Source organism: Pseudonocardia wallangbongensis (assembly GCF_054486945.1).
The window spans coordinates 599,017-621,070 of the sequence record NZ_JBRERS010000001.1 but is presented as its reverse complement, the minus strand read 5'-3'; the positions used below and the strand labels follow the sequence as shown (position 1 = coordinate 621,070).

Genomic DNA, 22,054 nt, shown 5'->3' with positions numbered 1-22,054 from the left:
CATGCGCGGCTAGCTCGCCGGCCGGGCGTGGAGGGCGTCGAACTTCTCGGTGGGCGTCGTGGCGATGCCCGTGACGTCCTTCGAGTGGACCACCGGGAAGGACTGCGTCCACAGGAAGATCCAGGGCGCGTCCGCCCAGATGGTCTTCGAGGCGTCGCAGTACTCCTGCTGGCGGGCGTCCTGGTCGATCTCGACGTCGGCCTTGGCGAGCAGGTCCTCGACCTGCGGGTTGGTGTAGAAGGCCGTGCCCAGCCCGGTGGGCGGGTGCGTGGCGGCGCGGAACATCTGCATCTGCTGGTCGGCGTCGAGGATCCCCGGGGCCCAGCCCAGCAGGTGCATGTCCACCGTGTTCTCCGACGGCGCCGCGTTGACCCGGGCGAGGAACGCCCCCCAGTCGCTCGTCGAGACGGTGACGTTGAGGCCGACCTCGCGCAGGTAGCCCGCGATGGCCTCGGACGCCTGCTGGTCCTGCACGTAGCGGCCGCTGGGGGTGAGCAGTTCGAGCGTGGCCCCCTGCGCGCCGGCGGCGGCCAGCATCTGCCGGGCGCGTTCCGGGTCGTAGGCGTAGGTGCCGGTGCTGCAGTAGCCGAACAGGGCCGACGACATCGGGGCGTCCATCACCTTGGCCGCCCCGAACAGGACCTTGTCGATGATGGTCTGCTTGTCGACCGCGTAGTTGAGCGCCTGCCGGACCTGCGGGTTGGACAGCAGCGCGTCGTTGTTGTCGAGCGCGATGAAGATCGAGCGGTCGCTGTCACCGAGGATCACGTTCACGTCGGGGTTGTTCCGCAGCGCTTCCAGGTCCGACACCGGCGGCAGGATGATCATGTCGACCTGGCCCGCGAGCAGCAGGCTCTCCCGGGTGGCTGCCTCCGGGACGATCCGGAACTCGACCGTGTCGTAGTACGGCTTCTCACCCCAGTACCCGGGGAACTTGGTCACCGTGAGGCTCTGGCCCGCCGTGAAGCTCGTGAAGCTGTACGGCCCGGTGCCGACCGGGTGCTGGTAGTTGTCGTACGTGTTGCCCTCGGCCTGCACCGAGGCCGGCGAGATCATCCCCGCCGTCGTGATCGTCAGCGCGTTCAGGAAGATCGGCGCCAGCTTGCTCAGCTTGACCTGGACGGAGTACTCCCCGGTGGCCGTGGCCGACTGCATCACCTCGAACGGGGCGCCGAGCGGAACGCGCAGCTTCGGATCGCTGATGCGCTCGAGGTTGAACACGACCGCATCCGCGTTGAACGGCGTGCCGTCGTGGAACGTCACGCCCTGGCGGAGCGTGAGGTCCACAGTGAGCCCGTCCGGTGACGTCTCGAACTTCTCGGCGAGGTTCCCGACGATCTTGCCGTCCTCGGACTTGACCAGGGGTTCGACCATGTAGTCGACGACGTTCTGCACGGTGGTCGTCGTCTGGCCCGCGGGGTCCAAGGTATCCAGGTCGATGCCGATGGCGACCGAGAACGACGAGTCGGCGCCGCCGCCGGAGCTCGCTGCCGGGTCCTCCTCGAAACTGCACGCGCCCAACAGGAGACCGGCCGCCACGAGCGCGGCGAAAGACCTCATCCGAGCGGTACGTCGTCGTGCCGATGGCCTGTCCATGGGGCTCCTGCCGTTCGTCATGTGATCACGTCTCGGACTTCGGCGAAGTGGCATGCGCTCGGATGACCGTGGCCGAAGCGGTCGGTCAGCTCCGGCTCCTCCTCGGCGCAGATCGGCTGGGCCTTGGGGCAGCGGGTGCGGAAGTTGCATCCGGACGGCGGGTTCGCCGGGTTCGGCACGTCCCCGGTGAGGATGATCCGCTCCCGCGTCCGCCGGCCCCGCGGGTCGGGGATGGGCACGGCCGAGAGCAGGGCCTGCGTGTAGGGGTGTGCGGGGCGGTCGTAGATGTCCGACCGGGTGCCGATCTCGACGATCTTGCCGAGGTACATGACCGCCACGCGATCCGAGATGTGGCGGATCACCGACAGGTCGTGGGCGATGAAGACGAACGACAGGCCGTGTTCGCGCCTCTGGCCGGCGGGGCCGGATGGCTCCTGCACCTGCCTCAACAGGTTCACGACCTGCGCCTGGATGGAGACGTCCAGGGCCGACACCGGCTCGTCGAGGACCAGAACCTGCGGGTCGAGCGCGAGGGCACGCGCGATCCCGATGCGCTGCCGCTGCCCGCCGGAGAACTCGTGCGGGTAGCGGTCGGCGTGCTCGGGGGTCAGCCCGACGGACTCCAGCAGCGCGTCCACCCGCCCGCGCAGCTCGTCACCGGACGCCAGCCCGTGGATCTGGTACGGCTCGCTGACGATGGCCCGCACCGTCATCCGGGGGTTCAGCGACCGGTAGGGGTCCTGGAAGACGAACTGCACCTCCCGGCGGACGTCCTTCATCCGCGCCCGGCTGTATCCGGTGATGTCGTCGCCCCGGAAGAAGATCCGGCCCGACGTGGGCTCCTGGAGCTTGACGACGGTGCGGCCCGTGGTGGTCTTGCCGCAGCCGGACTCCCCGACGAGGCCGAGGGTCTCGCCCGCGTTCAGGGTGAAGCTGACGCCGTCCACCGCGTAGACCGTGCCGATCTGGCGGCGCGTCACGCCGCCGCGGATCGGGAAGTGCGTCCTGAGGTCCTCGACGCGCAGGATCTCGGTGCCGTTCGGGGTGTCGGTGCCGTCCTGGGATGTCATGACCGCGCCGTCCCGAGCTCGGTACCCATCTCGCCGGAGATCACGGCCATCTCCGCGGGCACCTCGTCGGCGAAGTGGCACGCGGCGAGCTTCCCGTCGCCGACGTCGCGCAGCGGCGGCGCCTCGGTCCGGCAGACCTCGCGGCCCTTCGAGACCCGGCAGCGCGGGTGGAAGGAGCACCCGGTCGGCAGGTCGATCAGGTTCGGCGGCGATCCGGGGATCGGCTCGAGCTGCTCGAGGTCGACGTCCAGGCGGGGCAGGCTGCTCAGGAGCCCGAGGGTGTACGGGTGCCGGCACGCGGAGAAGATCGAGAAGACGTCCGCGACCTCGACCACCTTGCCGCCGTACATGACCACGACGCGGTCGGCGTTCTCGGCGATCAGCGCGAGGTCGTGGGTGATGAGGACGGTGGCCGCGTCGGTCTGCTCCTGCGCCGCCCGGAGCACGTCGAGGACCTGCGCCTGGATCGTCACGTCGAGCGCGGTGGTGGGCTCGTCGGCGATGAGCACCTTGGGGTCGTTGGCGATGGCCATTGCGATCATCGCGCGTTGGCGCATCCCGCCCGAGTGCTCGTGCGGGTACTGGTCGTACCGGACCTCGGGGTTGGGCACGCCGACCGACGCGAGCAGCGCGACGGCCCGGCTGCGCGCGTCCTCCCGGCGCAGGTCGCGGTCGTGCAGCCGGAGGGCCTCGGCGATCTGGTCCCCGACCGTCAGCACGGGGTTCAGGCTCGTCATCGGGTCCTGGAAGATCATCCCGATCTCCCGGCCGCGCAGCTGCCGCAGCGACTTCTCCGGCAGCGTCAGCAGGTCCTGCCCGCCGAAGCGGATCTCCCCGGCGACGATCCGCCCCGGAGGACACGGGACCAGGCCGAGGATCGACATCGCGGTGACGGTCTTGCCGGAGCCCGACTCGCCCACGACGCCCAGCGTCTCGCCGGGGTACAGATCCCAGCTGACGTCCGTGACAGCCTTCACCACCCCGCCCGGGGTGACGAACTCCGTCGTCAGCCCACGGACGGACAGAACAGGGTCGGGCACGATCGGGCCTCCTTGACCTACCGCTGGGGTGAAGGTATGACAGATCCACGTCGGCCGGGATGACATCTGTATAACGAGGGGTAGGAGCGACAGTGGGGGTGCGGATTCCTCCGTTCACCGTCTCGCCGGCGCGGCTGCGGCGCGATCTCGAGCACGTCGCCGGGTACGGGGCCACCGCGAGCGGCGGCGTCGGGCGCACCAGCTTCTCCGCGGCCGACCGGCAGGTGCGGGCCTGGCTGGCGGGCGAGTGCGAGCGGGCCGGGCTGGCGTTGCGCACCGACGGCATCGGCAACGTCTTCGCCCGGCTGGACGCCCCCGGCGCGCCGCCGGGCACACCGCCGGTCTGGGCCGGCTCGCACCTGGACAGCGTGCCCGAGGGCGGTCGCTTCGACGGCGCGCTCGGCTCGCTCGCCGCGCTGGAGGTGGTGCGGCGGCTGGCCGAGGAGCGGGTGCCCCTGCGGCGCCCGGTCGAGGCCGTGGTCTTCGCCGACGAGGAGGGCAACTACCACCACCTGCTCGGCTCGACGGCGCTGGCGCGCGGCTTCGCCGCGGACGAGCTCGACGGGCTGCGGGGCCGTGACGGCGACCGGCTCGTCGACGCGCTGCGGGGCATGGGCTGGGACGGCTGGGAGGTCGGCGCGGCGACCCGGACGGCGGCCCGGGCGGGCGACGTCCACGCCTATGTGGAGCTGCACATCGAGCAGGGGTCCGTGCTCGAGGCCGCCGGGGCGGCGATCGGGGTGGTCACGGCGATCGTGGGCATGGGCGGCGGCCTGCTGGAGTTCCGTGGCCGCCAGGACCACGCCGGCACCACGCCGATGCCGATGCGGAAGGACGCCCTGCGGGGCGCGGGTGAGCTGCTGGTGCGCCTGCCGGACCTGGCCCGGTCGGTCGGCGAGCACGCGGTCGTCACCTGCGGCATCGTGCGCGTGGAGCCCGGCGGGGCGAACGTCGTGCCGGGTCTGGTCCGCATGTCCCTGGACTTCCGCGACCCGGAGCGGGAGCGGCTCCTCGCACTCGAGGAAGCCGTGGTGACCGCGGCCCGGGACGCCGCCGACCGGCACGGTCTGGAGGTCGGCTACACCCGGGAGAGCATCACCGATCCGGTGCCGCTGGACCCGCGGATGCAGGATCTCGTGGCGAGCGTCGCCGCTGCGCAGGGCCTGCCGACCCGGCAGCTGCCGTCCGGGGCGGGCCACGACGCGCAGAACGTGGCCCGGTTCGCCCCCGCGGGGATGATCTTCGTGCCCAGTGTCGGAGGGCGCAGCCACGCCCCGGCCGAGCTCAGCACCTGGGAGGATGTCGAGGCTGGGGCGAACGTGCTCCTCGGCGCCGTGCACGCCCTCGCCACGGAGTGAACCGGTCACCCGATCGGCAGATGGTCGAATCGGGCGAACCGGTCGTAGCACCTATTCGGGTGTTCTCGGTCACGCTGGATGGAAATTCTCGTGCGGAGCCGACAGGCTGTAGAAGCGCCGTAGGGGAGTATCCCGGCAACGGTGGCGTCGTCAGCACGGAGATGGCTCCGCGGGCCGGGAACGGTCGCGCGGGTCCGGACCCCGGCGCCATCGCTTCGCGGTCCCAATGCCAGGGACCCGCGGAGGGGAGAGACCTCGGAGCAGCCTGCTTGCTGCCCGAGACCCCTGGAGGCTCCCCGCGTGAACGTGCCCGTCTGGCTCTGGTTCGCGACCATCGGTGGCCTGGCCGCCATCATCCTCGCCGACCTGCTCATCGCCGTCCGCAAGCCGCACGAGGTGACGATCAAGGAGGCCACCCGCTGGGTGATCTTCTACGTCGCGCTCGCGACGCTGTTCGGCCTCGGTATCTGGTACTTCGCCGGTGGCGAGTACGCCGGGGAGTTCTTCGCCGGCTACATCACGGAGTACTCGCTCTCGGTCGACAACCTGTTCGTGTTCGTGATCATCATGTCGTCGTTCGCGGTGCCGGCGATCCACCAGCAGCGCGTGCTGCTGGTCGGCATCGTGATCGCCCTGGTGATGCGCGGCCTGTTCATCGCCGTCGGCGCCGCCGCGATCAACGCCCTGAGCTGGGTCTTCTACCTCTTCGCCGCGTTCCTGATCTACACGGCCGTGAGCATGGTCCGGCAAGGCATGGGCGGCGACGAGGAGTGGAACGAGCCCCGCATCGTCGGGATGGTCCGGCGCATGCTCCCCGTCACCGAGAACTACCACGGCGCCAGCACCACGGTCCTGCTCGACGGCAAGCGCTGGGTCACCCCGATGCTCATCGTGATGATCGCGATCGGGATGACCGACCTGCTGTTCGCCCTCGACTCCATCCCGGCGATCTTCGGCCTCACCCAGGAGGCGTACCTCGTCTTCAGCGCGAACGCCTTCGCGCTGATGGGCCTGCGCCAGCTGTACTTCCTGCTCGGCGGCCTGCTCAAGAAGCTCGTCTACCTGTCCTACGGGCTCGCCGTGATCCTGGCGTTCATCGGCGTGAAGCTCGTGCTCCACGCGCTGCACGAGAACGAGCTGCCGTTCATCAACGGCGGCGAGCACGTGCCGGTGCCGGAGATCGGGATCGGGCTGTCCCTCTCCGTCATCGTCGGCGTGCTGGCGATCACGACGATCGCCAGCCTGGTGGCCGTGAAGCGCAACCCGGCCCTGGCCGAGTGATCCGGCGGGCCGGGCTGCACCGGTGACCGGTCAGCTCTGCCCGGACGCTGCGGCCCGCCGGGGCAGCACCCAGCCCGGCCGCACGAAGTGGCAGGTGTAGCCGTACGGGTACTTCTGGAGGTAGTCCTGGTGCTCCTCCTCCGCCTCCCAGAAGTCCCCGGCCGGCGCCACCTCCGTCACGACCTTCCCCGGCCACAGGCCGGATGCGTCGACGTCGGCGATCGTGTCGCGGGCGACGCGCTCCTGCTCGTCGCTCGTGTAGAAGATCGCCGACCGGTAGCTGCGCCCCATGTCGTTGCCCTGACGGTCCTTCGTGCTCGGGTCGTGGATCTGGAAGAAGAACTCCAGGATCTCGCGGTAGGTGATGACGTCCGGGTCGAAGACGATCTCGACGGCCTCGGCGTGGTCACCGTGGTTGCGGTAGGTCGCGTTCGGCGTGTCGCCACCGGAGTAGCCGACGCGGGTCGTGAGGACGCCCGGTCGGGCACGCAGGAGGTCCTGCGCTCCCCAGAAGCAGCCGCCCGCCAGGATCGCGCGCTCGGTCGCCATCGTGATCGCCTCCTCGGCACAGGTGTTCGCGGGTCTCGCCCTGGAGCAACGAGGGTGGACCGGCGCCTGTTCCTCAGCCCCAGACGCCCGTCGCCGCCGTGTCGCGGGCGTAGTCGGCGAAGTCCCGGGCGGGCCGGCCCAGAACCCGCTGGACGCCGTCGCACACGCCGGCGTTGCGGCCGTCCAGCACGGAGGTGAACAGGTAGGTCAGCAGGCCGACGACGTCGTCGGGCACGCCCTCGGCGGTGAGGGAGGCGGCGAAGTCCTCCAGCGGGACCCGGGTGTAGCCGACGGGGCGGCCGGTGGCGGCGGAGATGGCGGCCACGGCGTCGGCGAAGGTCATCAGCCGGGGGCCGGTCAGCTCGTAGACCTGGCCGATGTGGCCGTCCCGGGTGAGCACCGCGGTCGCGACGTCGGCGATGTCGTCGGCGTCCAGGAACGGCTCCTGCACGTCGCCGGCGGGCAGGTGGAGGTGACCGGCCAGGATGGGGTCGAGCAGGTAGTCCTCGCTGAAGTTCTGGTTGAACCAGCTGCAGCGCAGGACCGTCCAGTCCGCGCCCGAGGCGGCCAGTGCCCGCTCGCTGGCCTGCGCCTCCTCCTCGCCGCGGCCCGACAGCAGCACCAGCCGCCGGGCGCCGGCCTTCAACGCGGTCTCGGCGAGCGCTGCGATCGTGGCGGGTGCTCCGGGCACGGCCAGATCGGGGTAGTACGAGATGTAGGCGGCGTCCACGTTGTCGAAGGCGGGCGCCCAGGTCGCCGGTTCCTCCCAGTCGAACGGGACGCCGCCGGACCGGGAGCCGATCCGCACCGGCCGGTCCTGCGCGGTCAGCCGCTGGACGACGCGCCGGCCGGTCTTGCCGTTGCCGCCGATGACGAGGGTGAGCTGGTCGGTCATGTCGTCGCTCCTCGCGAGCCGCAGGTGGATGACTCGACGATCGGCCGGAACGGGATTGGCAACAACGACCGGGTGTGCAACGGTCGTTAACCCACAGGTTCACGGTTTGGGGTTCACGGTGGAACGGCGCGACATCGAGATCTTCCTGACGCTCGCCGAGGAGCTGCACTTCGGCCGGACCGCCGAGCGCCTGCACGTCTCCACCGCCCGGGTCAGCCAGACGGTCAGCAAGCTGGAGCGGCGCGTCGGTGCGGCCCTGTTCGAGCGGACCAGCCGGCGGGTCGACCTGACCCCGATCGGACGCCGCCTGGAGGACGACCTGCGGCCCGCCCATCAGCAGATCATCGAGGGCATCGACCGGGCGATCGCCGCGGGGCGGGGCATCGACGGCGAGCTGCGCGTCGGCTTCATCGGCACCGCCGTCGGCCAGCTCCTGCACCGGGTCGCCGCTGCCTTCCGCGACCGGCACGCCGCGTGCCGGGTGCGGGTCATGGAAGCCCGCTACAGTGACTTCCTCGACCTGCTGCGCGCCGACGAGGCGGACCTCGTCCTCGTCCCGGTCAAGGTCGCCGAACCCGACATCACGATGAGCCCGGTCCTGTTCCAGGAACCGTCGGTGCTGGCCGTCTCGTCCCGCCACCCCTTCGCCCGGAACGAGTCGGTGTCGTTGGACGACCTGGCCCGCGACAAGGTGCTGCGGCCCCGCTCGTTCCCCGGCTACATGGACGAGAGCCTGGTACCCCGCCGGACCCCGGCCGGCAGGCCGATCGAGCGGGGGCCGGAGTTCGGCACGGTCCAGGAGATGCTGTCCCTCATCGGCGCCGGCCAGGGCATGTTCCCGGTGCCCGCGCACGCCGCCCGCTTCGACACCAGACCCGACATCGCCTACGTCCCGATCCGGGACGGGTTGCCCAGGGAACGCCGGTTCATCTGGCGGACCACGGCCGAGACCCACCGGATCCGGGTCTTCACCCAGGTCGCGCGGGATGTGGTCGCGCGCTCGCCGAACCCGCTGCAGGGGTGATCGGCCCTGAGTGGACTCGTCTTTACGTGCAACCTGTACGTACAGGCTGCACGTATGTATGCTCGCCGGCGTGACGACATACGTTCTCGTGCACGGGGCGTGGCACGGCGCGTGGTGCTGGCGTGACGTCGCCGCGCCGCTGCGCGCGGCGGGCCACGAGGTGACGATCCCGACGCTCGCGGGGCTGGGCGAGCGGGCGGCCGAGCTCGGGCCGGACATCGGCCTGCGCACCCACGTCGACGACGTCGTGGCGGCCCTGGAGGGGGCCGGGCGCGGCGACGTCGTCCTGGTCGGGCACAGCTACGCGGGCCTCGTGGTGCGCGAGGCCGCCGACCGGGCACCGGAGCGGGTCGCCCGGCTCGTGCTGGTCGACGCCTGGGCGGGGCCGGACGGCGCCTCGGTGGACTCGCTCGCGCCGGAGTACTTCCGGAACTGGGTCGAGTCCGTCACCGTGGACGGGGCGATCCCGGTCCCGGCCGCCCGGACGGCGGGGGTCACCGATCCGCAGCAGGTGGCGTGGGTCGAGTCGCGGTGCACGCCGCACCCCCGGCGGACCTTCTCCGACCCCACCCGGCTGACCGGCGCGGTGGACGCCGTCCCGTGCCGGGCGGTGGTCTGCACGCCGCCCGCCGGGATCCCGTTCGCCGGGTGGGCCCGCCGGTTCGGGTGGCCGACCGTGGAGCTGCAGGCGGGGCACGACGCGATGATCACCGCCCCGGCCGCGCTGGCCGGTCTCCTCCTGGACGACGCGTGACGCCCCGGACCGCGACGGCCCGCAACCGCAAGGTCGAGCAGGGCGAGCACAGCCGCGACGCGCTGGTCGCCTCCGCGGTGGCGCTCTTCGCCGAGAAGGGGTTCGCCGAGACGTCGACGACGGAGATCGTGGACCGGGCCGGTCTCACCCGCGGCGCCCTCTACCACCACTTCGCCGACAAGGACCAGCTCTTCGAGGCGGCGCTCGAGGCGGTGGAGGGCGACATCTTCGACCGCGTACGGGCCGCGGGCGCGGGCCTCGGCGACGACGTCCGGCGCCGGCTCGCGACCGGCGTCGGCGTCTTCCTCGACGCCTGCCTCGAGCCCGCCGTGCAGCGGATCCTCCTGCAGGAGGCGCCGTCCGTGCTGGGCTGGGAGCGGTGGCAGCAGCTCGACCGCCCGCGCTGCGCCCGCCGGCTGCTCGCGGCGGGCCTGGCGGAGGCCGTCGAGCGGGGGCTCGTCGACGCCCCGTCCTCGGCCGCGTTGACGCACCTCGTGTACGGCGCGCTCGTCCAGGCCGGCATCGTGATCGCCGGTGCGGAGGACCCCGGCGCCACGCGCGCGATCATGGGGGAGACGGCCGACCGCCTCCTCGACGCGCTGTTCACCTAGCGATCGGAGCATGGAGATGCGCGTCGTGCGCCAGCAGGAATGGGGCGGCCCGGATGCCCTCGCCGTGGTCGAGGCGCCCGCGCCGGCGCCCGCGCCCACCGAGGTCCTCGTGCGGGTCGTCGCGGCCGGGGTGAACCCCGTGGACGTGTACACGCGCCGGGGCCTGGCCTACAACCGGGTGCTCGGCCTGCCCTTCGTGAACGGGTGGGACGCGTCCGGGGTGGTGGAGGAGGTCGGCTACGGCGTCACGCGGTTCCGGCGCGGCGACCGGGTCTTCGGGATGCCGCGGTTCCCCTTCGAGGCCGGCTGCTACGCCGAGTACCTCGTCGCGCCGTCGCGGCACCTCGCCCTGATCCCCGACGGCCTGGGCTTCGCCGAGGCCGCGGCGCTGCCGCTCGCGGGCCTGACCGCGTGGCAGATGCTCGTGGACGCCGCGCAGGTGGCGCCGGGCGACCGGGTCCTGGTGTCCGCGGCGGCGGGCGGTGTGGGCCACCTCGCCGTGCAGATCGCGAAGGCGCGCGGCGCGTACGTCATCGCCACGGCCAGCGCCGCGAAGCACGGCTTCGTGACAGGGCTCGGGGCCGACGAGGTCGTCGACCACACCGCCGTGGACGTCGCGGAGGCCGTGCGCGACGTCGACGTCGTGATCCAGATGTTCGGGGGCGAGCCCGCGCTGCGGGCGCTGTCGTGCCTGCGTCCCGGCGGGATCATGGTCAACGCCCAGGGCGCCTGGACGGAGGGGATGGCCGAGCGCGCCGCGGAGCTCGGGGTGCGGGCCACCTGGTTCCTGGTCGAACCGGACGCGGCCGGCCTCGAGGAGCTCGCCCGCCTCGTCGCGGACGGCAGGCTCGCGGTGCACGTCTCCGCCCGGTTCCCGCTCGCCGAGGTCGCCGCGGCGCACGCGTCGATCGCCGAGGGGCGCACGATCGGCAAGGTCGTGCTCACCGTCGGCGGGGAGTGATCCGCGCGCTGGGCAGGGCGGGAGCGGGGAGGCGCTGCGGCGTGCCCGCGTAGCCGTCGACCCGGCCGAACTGGTCGGACCCGCGCTCCCACGCCTCGCGGAACGCCACGATCTCGCCGTGGTCGCGGCCCACGAAGTTCCACCACATCACGATGTCCTCGTCGAACGGTGCGCCCCCGAGGAGCAGCACCCGGGTCGGTTCGCCGCCGGGGTTGGTCAGCTCGAGCCCGGCCGGGCCGGCCGCCCGGTAGCCGAGGTCGGTCCGCGCCAGTTCGGTGCCGGCCATCAGGACCGGACCGGTGTCCACGAGGACACCGTGCTCGTGGGCCGGGTCGACGGGCAGCGTGACGCGGGCCCCCGGGTCGAGCACGATCTCGGCGCCGAGCAGTGGCGTGAAGGTCCGCACGGGGGAGGTCTCGCCGGCGAGCTCGCCGAGGAACACGCGTGCCGTCGCGCCGCCGAGGTCGATCGCGGGCGGTGCGTGGTGCTGGAAGGCGCGCGCGGTGCGGCGGTGCGCCTCGGGCAGTGCGACCCACAGCTGCACGCCGTGCAGGTCCGTGATGCCCGGCGTCGAGACCTCCGAATGGCAGATCCCGTACCCGCCGGTCATCAGGTTCACCTCGCCGGGGCGCACGAGCGCGTGGGTGCCGAGGCTGTCGCGGTGCTCGACCTCACCGGCGAAGAGCCAGCTCACCGTCTGCAGCCCCGTGTGCGGGTGCGGGGGCACGTCCATGCCACCGGATGCTCCGACGTCGTCCGGGCCGTAGTGGTCGGCGAAGCACCACGCCCCGATCAGCGACCGCTTGCGCTGCGGCAGCGTGCGCCGGACCGTCATGGAGCGCGGGCCGCCGAGCGGGACGTCCCGGGCCCTCAGGACCTCGACCTGCGGCGGACCCGGCTCGCTGCCGCGGCAGGTGATCTCGACAGGCACGGTCTCAATGTTGCTCATACAACATTATTCAGCGGAAGACGACGGTGCTGCGATCGTTGAGCAGGACCCGCCGCTCGCAGTGCCACCGCACCGCACGGGAGAGCGCGAGCGCCTCCGCGTCCCGGCCCATGGTCGAGAGGCTGCGCGGGTCGAAGGTGTGGTCGATCCGGATGACCTCCTGCTCGATGATCGGGCCCTCGTCGAGGTCGGGCGTGACGTAGTGCGCGGTGGCCCCGACGAGCTTCACGCCACGGTCGTAGGCCTGGTGGTAGGGCTTGGCGCCCTTGAACCCGGGCAGGAACGAGTGGTGGATGTTGATCGCGCGGCCGTGCAGCCTGCGGCACAGGCCGTCGGAGAGGACCTGCATGTAGCGGGCCAGCACGACGAGGTCCGCCCGGTATTCCTCGACCAGCTCCAGGAGGCGATCCTCGGCCTGCGGCTTGGTGCCGGGGGTGACCGGGACGTGCACGAACGGCAGGCCGGCCGCCTCGGCCATCGGGCGCAGGTCCTCGTGGTTGGACACGACCGCGACGAGGTCGGCGCCGAGGCTGCCGGCGCGCCACCGGAAGATCAGGTCGTTGAGGCAGTGCCCCATCCGCGACACCATGACCAGGGCGCGCACGGCTCGGTCGTCGGCCAGGGTGAAGGTCATCCCGAACTCCTCCGCCACCGGCCCGAACGCGGCGGACAGGCCGTCGACGGAGGAATCGCCCGCCGTCACGTCACCTGCGGAGACGAACGCCGTGCGCAGGAACACGCGGCCACCGATCGGGTCGTCGAACTGCTGGTGCTCGACGATGTCGCAGCCCTGCCGGAACAGGAACGAGCTGACCGCGTGCACGATGCCGGGGCGCTGCGGGCAGCTCAGGGTCAGGGTGAAGGTGCGGGCCACGGCGGGTCTCCTCCGGATCAGCATTCGACGACGTTCAGGGCGAGCCCGCCGCGCGCGGTCTCCTTGTACTTGTCCTTCATGTCCGCCCCGGTCTCGCGCATCGTCTTGATGGCCTTGTCGAGGCTGACGTGGTGCCGGCCGTCGCCGCGGACGGCCATCCTGGCCGCGGTGATCGCCTTGATCGCGCCCACGGCGTTGCGCTCGATGCACGGGATCTGCACCAGCCCGCCCACCGGGTCGCAGGTGAGGCCCAGGTTGTGCTCGATGCCGATCTCGGCGGCGTTCTCGACCTGGGCCGGAGTGCCGCCGAGGACCTCGGCGAGGCCGGCCGCGGCCATCGAGCACGCCGAACCGACCTCGCCCTGGCACCCGACCTCGGCGCCGGAGATCGACGCGTTCTCCTTGAACAGCAGGCCGATGGCGGTGGCGGTGAGCAGGAAGCGGACCACCCCGTCGTCGGAGAACGAGCCGACGAACCGGCGGTAGTAGTGCAGGACGGCGGGGACGATGCCGGCCGCCCCGTTCGTCGGCGCGGTGACCACGCGGCCGCCCGCCGCGTTCTCCTCGTTGACGGCGAGCGCGTAGAGCGTGACCCGGTCGATGGCGCGCAGCGCGTCGTGGTCGTCGCTCCCTGCCTTGTCATCCGCTGCATCGAGCCGCTCGCGGAGGGCGGCGGCGCGCCGGCGCACCTTCAGCCCGCCCGGGAGCACCCCCGTGGTGCGGGACCCGCGGTCCACGCACTCCTGCATCACCGTCCAGATGTGCAGCAGCCCGGCCCGCACCTCCTCCTCCGAGCGGCGGGCCAGCTCGTTGGCGAGCATGACGTCGCTGATCCGCAAGCCGGTGTCGCGGGTGCACCGCAGCAGATCCTCGGCGGTGTGGAACGGGTGCGGTACCGGGGTCGGGTCGGCGACGAGCACCGGGCGTCCCGCCTCGTCCTCATCGAGGACGAAACCGCCGCCCACCGAGTAGTACTCCCGGGTCAGCACGTCGGCCCCGCTCGCGTCCACGGCGCGGAAGCGCATGCCGTTGGTGTGGAACGGCAGCCGCTTGCGCCGGTGCAGCACCACGTCGTCGTCGACGGAGAAGGCGATCGGGTGTTTCCCGGCCAGCAGCAGCTCGCCCCGGGCGCGGACGGCGGCGACGCGCGGCTCGGCGCCCGCGGGGTCGACCAGGTCGGGCTGGTCGCCCTCCAGGCCGAGCACGACCGCCTTCACGCTGCCGTGCCCGTGGCCGGTGGCGCCGAGCGAGCCGAACAGCTCGGCGTGCACGCCCGCGGTGCGGGGGAGGAGACCCTCGTGCTCCAGCCGGGTCACGAAGGAGCACGCGGCCCGCATGGGACCGACGGTGTGCGAGCTCGACGGTCCGATGCCGACCTTGAACAGGTCGAAGGCGCTGATGGTCATGGCTCTCCTGCGGCGTGGACGGTGTGCTGCAGCAGCAGCGCCGTGGTGACCGGTCCGACGCCGCCGGGAACGGGCGTGAGCCCGGCTGCCCGGACTGCCGGGTCGACGTCCCCGACGAGCCCGCCGTCGGCCGTCGGGTTCGTGCCGACGTCGATCACGACGGTGCCGGGTGCCACGTGCTCCGCGGTGATGAGCCCGGGCCGGCCCACCGCCGCGACGAGCACGTCGGCCCGCCGGGTGACGGCGGGCAGGTCGCGCGTCCGCGAGTGGCAGACCGTCACGGTGGCGTCGCGGTCCAGCAGCAGGTGGGCCGCGGGCTTGCCGACGACGGTCGAGCGTCCCACCACGACCGCGTGCCGGCCGGACAGCGCGACGCCGTGGTGGTCGAGCAGCGCGAGCACCGCCTCGGCGGTGGCGGGCGGGAAGGCGGGCAGGCCGGCGGCGAGCCGGCCAAGGCTCGTGGGGTTCGCGCCGTCGACGTCCTTGGCCGGGTCGATCGCCGGGGTCAGGTCGGCGACGTCGACGCCCGGTGGGAGCGGGGTCTGCAGGATGATCCCGTGGACCGCGGTGTCCTCGCCGAGCCGGCGCAGGGCCGCCCGGATCTCCGCCGTGGTCGCCGCGGCGCCGAGGTCCACGACGTCGCAGGCGATGCCGACGGCGGCGGCGGCCTTCGCGATCGAGCGGACGTACCACGCGCTGGACGCGTCCGCCGTCGCGACGACGACCGCGAGCCGGGGCGGCGTGCCGGCCGCGGTGAGCGCCGCCGCCGTCTCCGCGGTCCGGCTGCGCAGCTCGGCGGCCAGCTCCCGGCCGCTCAGCACCGGCGTCATCCGGTCAGCCCCGCCCGGACCGCCGCCGTCACCTTGTCGGCGCGGTCGCAGAGGCCCTCGACCGACCCGGCGACGGCGAGCAGGTCCGTCCGCGCCGCCGTGTCGGTGATCCCGCCGAGGTTGATCTCGATGTTGACGCGGGCGGTGGTGGCCGCCGCCCGGGCGGCCTCGGCCGCGGCCGCCACGTCGCTGATCACGTTCCGGTTGCCGACGGGCAGCAGCTCCTCGGCCAGCTCCAGCACCCGCCCCGCGACCCCCACGACGAAGGCGGGTGGGCGAGCCGCACCGAGGACGGCGCCCGCGATCGCCGCCGACCGCTCCACCGCCTCGGCATCGGTGGCCTTCGGCAGCCGGTAGGCCTCGGTGACGGCGGTGAACGCCGCGGCGTCGTCCTCCGCCAGGTCGAGCGCGTTCCCGCGCAGCTCGTCGGCGGCGTCCCGGATGCGGCGGATCGCCGCCGCGTGCGCCGCGTACTTGGGGCCGTCGCTGTAGCGCGCGACCATCGCCACGAGGGCGGCGGCCTGGGCGGCGTGCAGGGCGGCGGACGCGCCACCGCCGGGTGCGGGCACCCGGTCGGCGAGCGCTTTGAGGAATGCCTGGATGGAACGGTCGCGCAACGGGAGCACCCTTTCCTGGTCAGCGGCGGATACGGGCCATCTCAGGGTCCACGAGCGGCTCGGCGGCCACCGTGGCCGGCACCCTGCGCCCGAAGTACTCGATCTCGACGCCGGTGCCGGGGGTCGCGCTCGCGGGCAGCCAGGCGTAGGCGATCGGCGCGCCGATGGTGTGCCCGAACGCCGCGCTCGTGACGTAGCCGGCGGGGCGCCCGTCGAGGAGAACCGGCTCGTTGCCGAGCACCACGCTGCGCCGGTCGTCGACCGTGAGGCAGGTCAGCCGTCGTCTGACGGTGTCGGCGTCGACGCCCGCCAGCGCGTCACGGCCGACGAACTCGCCCTTCTGCTGCCGCACCGCGAACCCGAGGCCCGCCTCGTACGGGTTGTGCTCCGTGGTCATGTCGTGGCCCCAGGAGCGGTAGCCCTTCTCCAGCCGGAGGCTGTTGAACGCCGCCCGCCCGGCCGCGATGACGCCGAGCTCCTGCCCGGCCTCCCACAGCACGTCCCACAGCCGCAGCCCGTACTCGGCGCTGGTGTAGATCTCCCAGCCGAGCTCGCCGACGTAGGACAGCCGCATCGCGGTGACCGGCACGCCGCCGATCCGCGCCGGCATGGCGCGGAAGTACTTCAGCGCCTCGTGCGAGAAGTCCTCCCGGGACAGCGGCTGCACCAGGTCGCGGGCCAGCGGGCCCCACACCCCGATGCAGCAGGTGGCCCCGGTGATGTCCCGGACCTCCACGTCCGTTCCCGCCTGGCGCTGGAGGTGATCCAGGTCGAGGTTGCCGTTGGCGCCGACCTGGAACCGGTCGGTGCCCAGGCGGGCCACGGTGAGGTCGCTGCGGACGCCGCCCGCCTCGTCGAGCGCGAGGGTGTAGGTGACCGAGCCGACCGACTTGTCCATCTTCCCGGTGGTGAGCCGGTCCAGCAGCGCCAGCGCCCCGGGGCCGGTGACCTCGAGCCGCTTGAGCGGGGTCATGTCGTAGAGCGCCACCCCCTCGCGGGTGCGCCACGCCTCGGCCGCGGCGATCGGGGAGTGGAACGTCGCCGCCCACGGGTCGCGCTCCGGCGGCACCCATGCCGCGGGCAGTTGCAGCAGCAGCGGCGCGTTCGCCTCGTACCAGTGCGGGCGCTCCCACGCCGCGGCCTCCAGGAAGACCGCGCCCAGCTCCCGCTGCCGCGCGTGGAACGGGCTGACGCGCAGGTTCCGCGGCGAGCGGCGGGGCTCGAGCGGGTGCAGCACGTCGTAGATCTCCACGAAGTTCTGCTGCGAGGTCTCGCTGACGTAGTCGGCGCCGAGCTGGACCTCCTCGAAGCGGTGCACGTCGCACCCGTGCAGGTCGAGCTCGCTGCGCCCGTCCACCAGCAGCTGCGCCACGGCCCTGGCCACGCCCGCGGAATGGGTGACCCAGACGGCCTCGGCGATCCAGAACCCGGCCACGTCCGGCGACTCGCCGATCAGCGGCCCGCCGTCCGGAGTGAACGAGAAGATCCCGTTGAAGCCCTCCTCGATCTTGGCTGCCGAGAGCGCCGGCAGCAGCGCGACGCTCTGCTCCCAGGACGGGGCGAAGTCCTCCTCCGTGAACGGCAGCATCGACGGCATCGCCGACGCGGTGACCTCTCCCTCCTCGTCGAGGTCGGACAGGCGTACCGGCATGGGCCGGTGGGCGTAGCTGCCGATCCCGAGCCGGTCGACGTGCTCGCGGAAGTACAGGTCCTGGTCCTGGTGGCGCAGGATCGGCAGGCCCGCCTCCGCGAGCTCGTCGTTGCGCCCGGCGAGCTCGGCGAGCTGCCCCGTCTTCACGTACTGGTGGGCCAGCGGGAGCAGCGGGACCGGCATGCCCACCATGGCACCGACGGACTGCCCCCAGAACCCGGCGCAGCACACCACGACGTCGGCCGGCAGCAGGCCGCCGGCCGTGCGCACGCCCGTGACGCGCCCGCCCGCCTGCCCGATGCCCGTGACCCGCGTCGACCCCCGGAACACCGCGCCGCGGGCCTGCGCCCGCCGCATGAGGGCCGCGACCACCCGCGGGGACTTCGCGAGGCCGTCGGAGGGGATGTGGAAGCCGCCGAGCACGCGGTCGCGGTCCAGCAGCGGGTGCAGGCGCACGCACTCGTCGGCGTCGACGAGCCGGCTCTCCACACCCCACGACGTGGCCCAGCCGTGGCGGCGTTGCAGATCGGCGAGCCGCTCCGGGGTGGTGGCGACCTCCAGGCCGCCGACCTGGTTGAAGCACCACTGCCCGTCGAGGTCCAGGCCGGAGAGCTTCTCGACCGTGTAGCTCGCGAACCGCGTCATCGTCTGCGACGCGTTCGTCTGGAACACCAGGCCGGGAGCGTGCGAGCTGGAACCGCCCGTGAGCGGCAGCGGGCCCTGGTCGACGACGGTGACCCGGTCCCAACCGCGGGCGGTGAGCTCGTCGGCGAGGTTCGTCCCGACGATCCCGGCTCCGATGATCACGACCTGTGGCGTACTGGGCATCAGACTTCCCTTCCGTACTCGCTGGCGGCGTCGAGCAGCCATGCGGCCAGGTAGCGGGCGAACGACGAGCGGACGAGCACCTCGTAGTGGGTGGCCCCGCCGTCGACACCCTCATCGAGGGCGAGCAGGACGACTCCGGCGAGGCCGATGGTCGTCTGGGCGGCGGAACCCGCGCCGAACACACGGGGGTGCAGGTCGAGCGAGCATCCCGTGGCGAGCACGTCGCGGACGTGCTCGCCGCGCAACGAGAGCGTGGTGCGTTGGGCGGAGACGTCGATCACCGCACCGGCCGCGCCCACCACCGCGCGCAGCCCCGACTCCAGGTCCTCCGGCGTGCTGAACGGGCTGGTGACGAGCCACTCGTCCGGGCCCAGCCAGATCACGCTGGTGGTGTCGCCCCGCACCCACGTGTTCGGCGTGGTCGGCAGCGCGACGCCCAGGTGGGCGGCGAGCGCCCCGAAGATCGACTCAGTGGCGGACCCCGCCGGGTCGAGGCGCAGGTCGACCATCGCGACGAACGGCTCCGCGATGATCTGCACGCCGTCGGGCAGGGCGGCGAACCGCTCGGACCAGCCGTGCAGCGGGCCGGTCCGGGCCAGGCGCGGCGCGGGGGACTCAACCGTCACGGCGCGCTCCTTCCGGGTCGACGAGGACGGATCCGGTGACCTCGACGGGCACCAGCGCACCGCCCAGCGGGACGTGCAGGGTCTCACCGATGCGGCTGCGGCCGGCCTTGACCAGGGCGAGGGCGAACGGGCGGCCCAGCGCCGCGCTGCGGTAACTGGAGGTGACGTGCCCGAGCATCGGCACCGGCGGCTCGGGCAGCATGGGGGTGCCGATGATCTGGGCGCCCTCCGGCAGCACCGTCTGCCGGTCGAGCGGCAGCAACCCGACGAGCTGCTTGCGCAGGGGGTTCTGGTTCTCGGCGCGGCTGAAGGAGCGCTTGCCGACGAAGTCGGGCTTCTTCTTCGACACCGCCCAGGACATCCCCAGGTCGTGCGGGGTGACGGTGCCGTCGGTGTCCTGCCCGATGATCGGATACCCCTTCTCCGCGCGCAGCACGTGCATCGTCTCCGTGCCGTAGGGCGTGATCCCGTGCGGCCGCCCGGCCGCCAGGAGGCGCTCCCACACGGCGGGCGCGTACCAGGAGTTGACATTGACCTCGTAGGCCAGCTCGCCGGAGAAGCTCACCCGGGCGATCCGGACCGGCACGCCGTCGAGCCGGGTGTCGCGCCATGCCATGAACCCGAACGCCTCGTTCGAGGCGTCGACCTCCGGGAACACGGCGGCGATCACGTCGCGGGACCGCGGCCCTACCACCGGGAACGTGCACCACTGCTCGGTCACGGACGTCAGGTGCACCCGCAGCCCTGGCCACTCGGTCTGGAGCCACTCCTCCATCCAGTCGAGGACCTTCGCCGCACCGCCGGTGGTGGTGTAGACGAGGAACCGGTCCTCGGCCGCCCGCAGTACCGTGCCGTCGTCGACGACCATGCCGTCGGCCCCGCACATCACGCCGTAGCGGACGAAGCCGACCTTGAGGCTGCTCATCATGTTCGTGTAGAGGCGGTCGAGCAGGACGGCGGCGTCGGGGCCCTGGACGTCGATCTTGCCAAGGGTCGAGCCGTCGAGGATGCCGACGCCGGTGCGCGCCGCGGCGCACTCCCGCAGCACGGCGGCCTCCATGCTCTCGATGAACCCGGTCTCGCCGGGAAGCGGGTAGTAGCGGGGCCGCTTCCACTGCCCCACGTCCTCGAACACCGCACCGTGCTCCACGTGCCAGTCGTGCAGCGCCGTGGTGCGCTCCGGGTCGAACAGCGCGCCGCGCTGCCGCCCGGCCAGCGCCGCGAACGCCACCGGAGTGTAGGGCGGCCGGAACGTGGTGGTGCCCAGATCTTCGACGGCCCGCCCGAGCAGCTCCGCGGTGATCCCGGACGCGATCACGCCGGAGGTCTTGCCCTGGTCGTGCGCGGTGCCGATCGTCGTGTAGCGCTTCACGTGCTCCACCGAGCGCATGCCGGCGCCCACCGCGCGGGCGATGTCGGCCACCGTGGCATCGCGCTGCAGGTCGACGAACTGCGTGGCCGGATCGCCCTCGGGCACCCGCCACAGCACGAGCGGCGGGGTGCGCTCGGGGACCGGCTCCGCCGTCGGCAGGGCGCCGGAACCCGGCACGGCCCGCTGCCCGTCCCGCAGGCACCCGGCCAGGTCGAACACCCCGCCCGCGGCACCCGCCACCGCGATGCCGGGCAGCTCCTCACCGGGCAGGAACGCGCCGAGCGCCGTGTCGTAGCGCAGCCGCCCGCGGGCCTGGCTGAACAGGTGGACCGCCGGGTTCCAGCCGCCGCTGACCAGCAGCAGGTCGCACGCGACGGGCTCGTCCCCGACGAGGGCGTGCGTGATCCGGTCACCGCCCCGGGCGCCGGTGACCACCTGGCCGGTGCGAACCGGGATCCCCCGCCGCTCGCACTCCGCGCGCCAGTGCCCCGGGGCCCCCGCACGGGCGTCGACGACCGCGTGCACCCGCGCCCCGGCGTCGGCGAGGTCGACCGCCGCGGCGTAGGCGCTGTCGTCGGTGGTGAACACGACCGCGTCCCGGCCGGCCAGCACGCCGTAGCGGTGCAGGAACGTGCGGGCGGCCGACGCCAGCATGATCCCCGGGCGGTCGTTGTCGGAGAAGACCACCGGGCGCTCGTGGGCGCCGGTCGCGATCACGACCTCCCGCGCGCGGATCCGCCAGACCCGCTGGCGCGAGACGTTGCGCGGGGCCGCTGTATCTCCACCGGGGAGCCCCCGCCTGGCGGCGTCGGCTCCTCGGACATGCGCTGGCCCGAGGTGGTCGGTGCGGCGCTCCAGCGCGAGCACGAAGCCGTCGTCGTAGTGGCCGAAGGCCGTGGTCCGCTGCAGGTGCAGCACGTCGGGCGCGCTCGCCAGCTCGGCGGCCACCGCGGCGACCCACTGCAGGGCCGGGGCCCCGTCGAGGGTCTCGGTGGCGCCGAGGAGGCTCCCGCCCGCCTCGGACTGCTCGTCCACGAGCACCACCCGGGCGCCGGACCGGGCGGCGGTGAGCGCCGCGACCAGGCCGGCCGGGCCCGCCCCCACGACGAGCACGTCGGCGTGGGCGTGCTTCGCGTCGTAGCGGGCGGAGTCGGGCACCTCGGCGAGCCGCCCCTGCCCGGGGATGCCGCGGGCCGCGAGCCCGTCGGTGAGCTCGACCGTGGTGGCCAGCAGCATCGGCTCGGGGAACGGCTCCTCGATCTGCACCAGCCCGCTCGGGTCCTCCGCCCACGCGGCCCCGATCCCGCGGGGACGCCCGCGCGCGATGCTCGTGGTGACCCGGTGCCTGCCGTGCGCGAGCAGCGCCGATGCCAGGGTGTCGCCGGGATGGCCGGTGAGGCGCTCCCCGTCGAAGGTGAACTCGTGGGTGACGCCGCGGTCGATCCGGCCGCGGGCGGGAACCCGGAACCCGGTCATGAGATCTCCGGTCGTGCCTGGCCGGGCCGGTAGACGGCCCGGAAGCGGTAGGTGGTGGTGTCGCGCACGGCGTTGAACCAGCGGCGGCACCCCGCGGCGTGGCTCCACCGCTCGGCGAACGCACCCTTCGGGTTGTCCCGGAAGAACACGTAGTGCGCCCACTGCTCGTCGGACAGCGCCTGCGGGTCCTCGGGGTAGGCGACGTGCGCCTGGCCGCCGTAGTGGAACTCGACCTCCTCGCGCGGCCCGCACCAGGGGCACTCGATCAGTTGCACGGGTACCTCCA

Annotated in this window: 20 protein-coding genes; 6 read left to right on the top strand and 14 right to left on the bottom strand. The window is 72.9% G+C overall.

Features of this window, described 5'->3' with window-relative positions:
* Positions 1-9: 9 nt before the first annotated feature.
* Genes ACU436_RS03030 through ACU436_RS03020 form a run of 3 tightly spaced genes read right to left on the bottom strand, consistent with a single transcriptional unit; the run spans position 10 to position 3,706 of the window.
* Complete coding sequence (locus ACU436_RS03030; protein ID WP_459021342.1) at positions 10-1,560, bottom strand: ABC transporter substrate-binding protein; 1,551 nt, start codon at positions 1,558-1,560, stop codon at positions 10-12.
* A gap of 53 nt (positions 1,561-1,613) precedes the next feature.
* Positions 1,614-2,666, bottom strand: a complete 1,053-nt coding sequence (locus ACU436_RS03025; RefSeq protein WP_459021340.1) for an ABC transporter ATP-binding protein — start codon at positions 2,664-2,666, stop codon at positions 1,614-1,616.
* A complete protein-coding gene (locus tag ACU436_RS03020; RefSeq protein WP_459021338.1) occupies positions 2,663-3,706 on the bottom strand; it encodes an ABC transporter ATP-binding protein in 1,044 nt (347 codons plus the stop codon). Before ACU436_RS03020 ends, ACU436_RS03025 begins: the two co-directional genes overlap by 4 nt.
* Before the next feature lie 98 nt (positions 3,707-3,804).
* On the opposite strand from ACU436_RS03020, the gene ACU436_RS03015 reads away from it, so the two are divergent.
* Positions 3,805-5,064 carry an allantoate amidohydrolase gene (locus tag ACU436_RS03015; protein ID WP_459021336.1) on the top strand — a complete coding sequence of 420 codons (1,260 nt, stop codon included), beginning with the start codon at positions 3,805-3,807 and terminating at the stop codon, positions 5,062-5,064.
* Positions 5,065-5,364: 300 nt separating this feature from the next.
* Positions 5,365-6,345, top strand: a complete 981-nt coding sequence (locus tag ACU436_RS03010; RefSeq protein WP_459021334.1) for a TerC family protein — start codon at positions 5,365-5,367, stop codon at positions 6,343-6,345.
* A 30-nt stretch (positions 6,346-6,375) separates the two neighbouring features.
* On the opposite strand, the gene msrA is transcribed toward ACU436_RS03010, so the two are convergent.
* A complete protein-coding gene (gene msrA, locus ACU436_RS03005; RefSeq protein ID WP_459021332.1) occupies positions 6,376-6,894 on the bottom strand; it encodes a peptide-methionine (S)-S-oxide reductase MsrA in 519 nt (172 codons plus the stop codon).
* Positions 6,895-6,967: 73 nt separating this feature from the next.
* Positions 6,968-7,789 (bottom strand): NAD(P)H-binding protein, encoded by an 822-nt coding sequence (locus ACU436_RS03000; protein ID WP_459021330.1) that lies wholly within the window; start codon positions 7,787-7,789, stop codon positions 6,968-6,970.
* Positions 7,790-7,895: 106 nt separating this feature from the next.
* On the opposite strand from ACU436_RS03000, the gene ACU436_RS02995 reads away from it, so the two are divergent.
* The 4 genes from ACU436_RS02995 (at position 7,896) to ACU436_RS02980 (ending at position 11,139) form a co-directional block, all read left to right on the top strand.
* Complete coding sequence (locus ACU436_RS02995) at positions 7,896-8,813, top strand: LysR family transcriptional regulator (protein WP_459021328.1); 918 nt, start codon at positions 7,896-7,898, stop codon at positions 8,811-8,813.
* Positions 8,814-8,883: 70 nt separating this feature from the next.
* Entirely contained in the window at positions 8,884-9,567 is a 684-nt protein-coding gene (locus tag ACU436_RS02990) for an alpha/beta fold hydrolase (RefSeq protein ID WP_459021326.1), read from the top strand.
* Positions 9,564-10,178 carry a TetR/AcrR family transcriptional regulator gene (locus ACU436_RS02985; RefSeq protein WP_459021324.1) on the top strand — a complete coding sequence of 205 codons (615 nt, stop codon included), beginning with the start codon at positions 9,564-9,566 and terminating at the stop codon, positions 10,176-10,178. Before ACU436_RS02990 ends, ACU436_RS02985 begins: the two co-directional genes overlap by 4 nt.
* Before the next feature lie 16 nt (positions 10,179-10,194).
* A complete protein-coding gene (locus ACU436_RS02980) occupies positions 10,195-11,139 on the top strand; it encodes an NADP-dependent oxidoreductase (protein ID WP_459022601.1) in 945 nt (314 codons plus the stop codon).
* Here ACU436_RS02980 and ACU436_RS02975 read toward each other — a convergent pair.
* The 9 genes from ACU436_RS02975 to ACU436_RS02935 are packed head-to-tail and all read right to left on the bottom strand — an operon-like array spanning position 11,120 to position 22,043.
* A complete protein-coding gene (locus ACU436_RS02975) occupies positions 11,120-12,088 on the bottom strand; it encodes a pirin family protein (protein WP_459021322.1) in 969 nt (322 codons plus the stop codon). The two genes, ACU436_RS02980 and ACU436_RS02975, sit on opposite strands and share 20 nt — an antisense overlap.
* 10 nt (positions 12,089-12,098) lie before the next feature.
* Complete coding sequence (purU, locus tag ACU436_RS02970; RefSeq protein WP_459021320.1) at positions 12,099-12,962, bottom strand: formyltetrahydrofolate deformylase; 864 nt, start codon at positions 12,960-12,962, stop codon at positions 12,099-12,101.
* Positions 12,963-12,979: 17 nt separating this feature from the next.
* Positions 12,980-14,368: an L-serine ammonia-lyase gene (locus ACU436_RS02965; RefSeq protein WP_459021318.1), complete on the bottom strand. Its 1,389-nt coding sequence runs from the start codon at positions 14,366-14,368 to the stop codon at positions 12,980-12,982.
* On the bottom strand, positions 14,365-15,198 hold the full coding sequence (locus tag ACU436_RS02960; RefSeq protein WP_459021316.1) for a bifunctional 5,10-methylenetetrahydrofolate dehydrogenase/5,10-methenyltetrahydrofolate cyclohydrolase: 834 nt from the start codon (positions 15,196-15,198) through the stop codon (positions 14,365-14,367). The genes ACU436_RS02965 and ACU436_RS02960 overlap by 4 nt, the downstream gene beginning before the upstream one ends.
* Positions 15,195-15,824: a cyclodeaminase/cyclohydrolase family protein gene (locus tag ACU436_RS02955; RefSeq protein ID WP_459021314.1), complete on the bottom strand. Its 630-nt coding sequence runs from the start codon at positions 15,822-15,824 to the stop codon at positions 15,195-15,197. Before ACU436_RS02955 ends, ACU436_RS02960 begins: the two co-directional genes overlap by 4 nt.
* Before the next feature lie 10 nt (positions 15,825-15,834).
* The gene (locus ACU436_RS02950) at positions 15,835-18,294 is read right to left on the bottom strand and encodes a GcvT family protein (RefSeq protein ID WP_459021312.1); all 2,460 of its coding nucleotides are present in this window, start codon (positions 18,292-18,294) and stop codon (positions 15,835-15,837) included.
* Positions 18,294-18,920, bottom strand: a complete 627-nt coding sequence (locus ACU436_RS02945; RefSeq protein ID WP_459021310.1) for a sarcosine oxidase subunit gamma — start codon at positions 18,918-18,920, stop codon at positions 18,294-18,296. The genes ACU436_RS02950 and ACU436_RS02945 overlap by 1 nt, the downstream gene beginning before the upstream one ends.
* Positions 18,910-21,768: a 2Fe-2S iron-sulfur cluster-binding protein gene (locus ACU436_RS02940; RefSeq protein ID WP_459021308.1), complete on the bottom strand. Its 2,859-nt coding sequence runs from the start codon at positions 21,766-21,768 to the stop codon at positions 18,910-18,912. Before ACU436_RS02940 ends, ACU436_RS02945 begins: the two co-directional genes overlap by 11 nt.
* The gene (locus ACU436_RS02935) at positions 21,765-22,043 is read right to left on the bottom strand and encodes a sarcosine oxidase subunit delta (RefSeq protein WP_459021306.1); all 279 of its coding nucleotides are present in this window, start codon (positions 22,041-22,043) and stop codon (positions 21,765-21,767) included. Before ACU436_RS02935 ends, ACU436_RS02940 begins: the two co-directional genes overlap by 4 nt.
* Positions 22,044-22,054: the final 11 nt, after the last annotated feature.

Excerpts from the sequence above, each read along its gene's own strand:
- ACU436_RS02940 (WP_459021308.1), bottom strand. The coding sequence starts at position 21,768 with ATGACCGGGTTCCGGGTTCCCGCCCGCGGCCGGATCGACCGCGGCGTC.
- ACU436_RS02960 (WP_459021316.1), bottom strand. The coding sequence starts at position 15,198 with ATGACGCCGGTGCTGAGCGGCCGGGAGCTGGCCGCCGAGCTGCGCAGC.
- ACU436_RS02950 (WP_459021312.1), bottom strand. The coding sequence starts at position 18,294 with ATGCCCAGTACGCCACAGGTCGTGATCATCGGAGCCGGGATCGTCGGG.
- ACU436_RS02975 (WP_459021322.1), bottom strand. The coding sequence starts at position 12,088 with ATGAGCAACATTGAGACCGTGCCTGTCGAGATCACCTGCCGCGGCAGC.
- ACU436_RS03025 (WP_459021340.1), bottom strand. The coding sequence starts at position 2,666 with ATGACATCCCAGGACGGCACCGACACCCCGAACGGCACCGAGATCCTG.
- msrA (WP_459021332.1), bottom strand. The coding sequence starts at position 6,894 with ATGGCGACCGAGCGCGCGATCCTGGCGGGCGGCTGCTTCTGGGGAGCG.
- ACU436_RS03000 (WP_459021330.1), bottom strand. The coding sequence starts at position 7,789 with ATGACCGACCAGCTCACCCTCGTCATCGGCGGCAACGGCAAGACCGGC.
- ACU436_RS03030 (WP_459021342.1), bottom strand. The coding sequence starts at position 1,560 with ATGAGGTCTTTCGCCGCGCTCGTGGCGGCCGGTCTCCTGTTGGGCGCG.
- ACU436_RS02965 (WP_459021318.1), bottom strand. The coding sequence starts at position 14,368 with ATGACCATCAGCGCCTTCGACCTGTTCAAGGTCGGCATCGGACCGTCG.
- ACU436_RS02980 (WP_459022601.1), top strand. The coding sequence starts at position 10,195 with ATGCGCGTCGTGCGCCAGCAGGAATGGGGCGGCCCGGATGCCCTCGCC.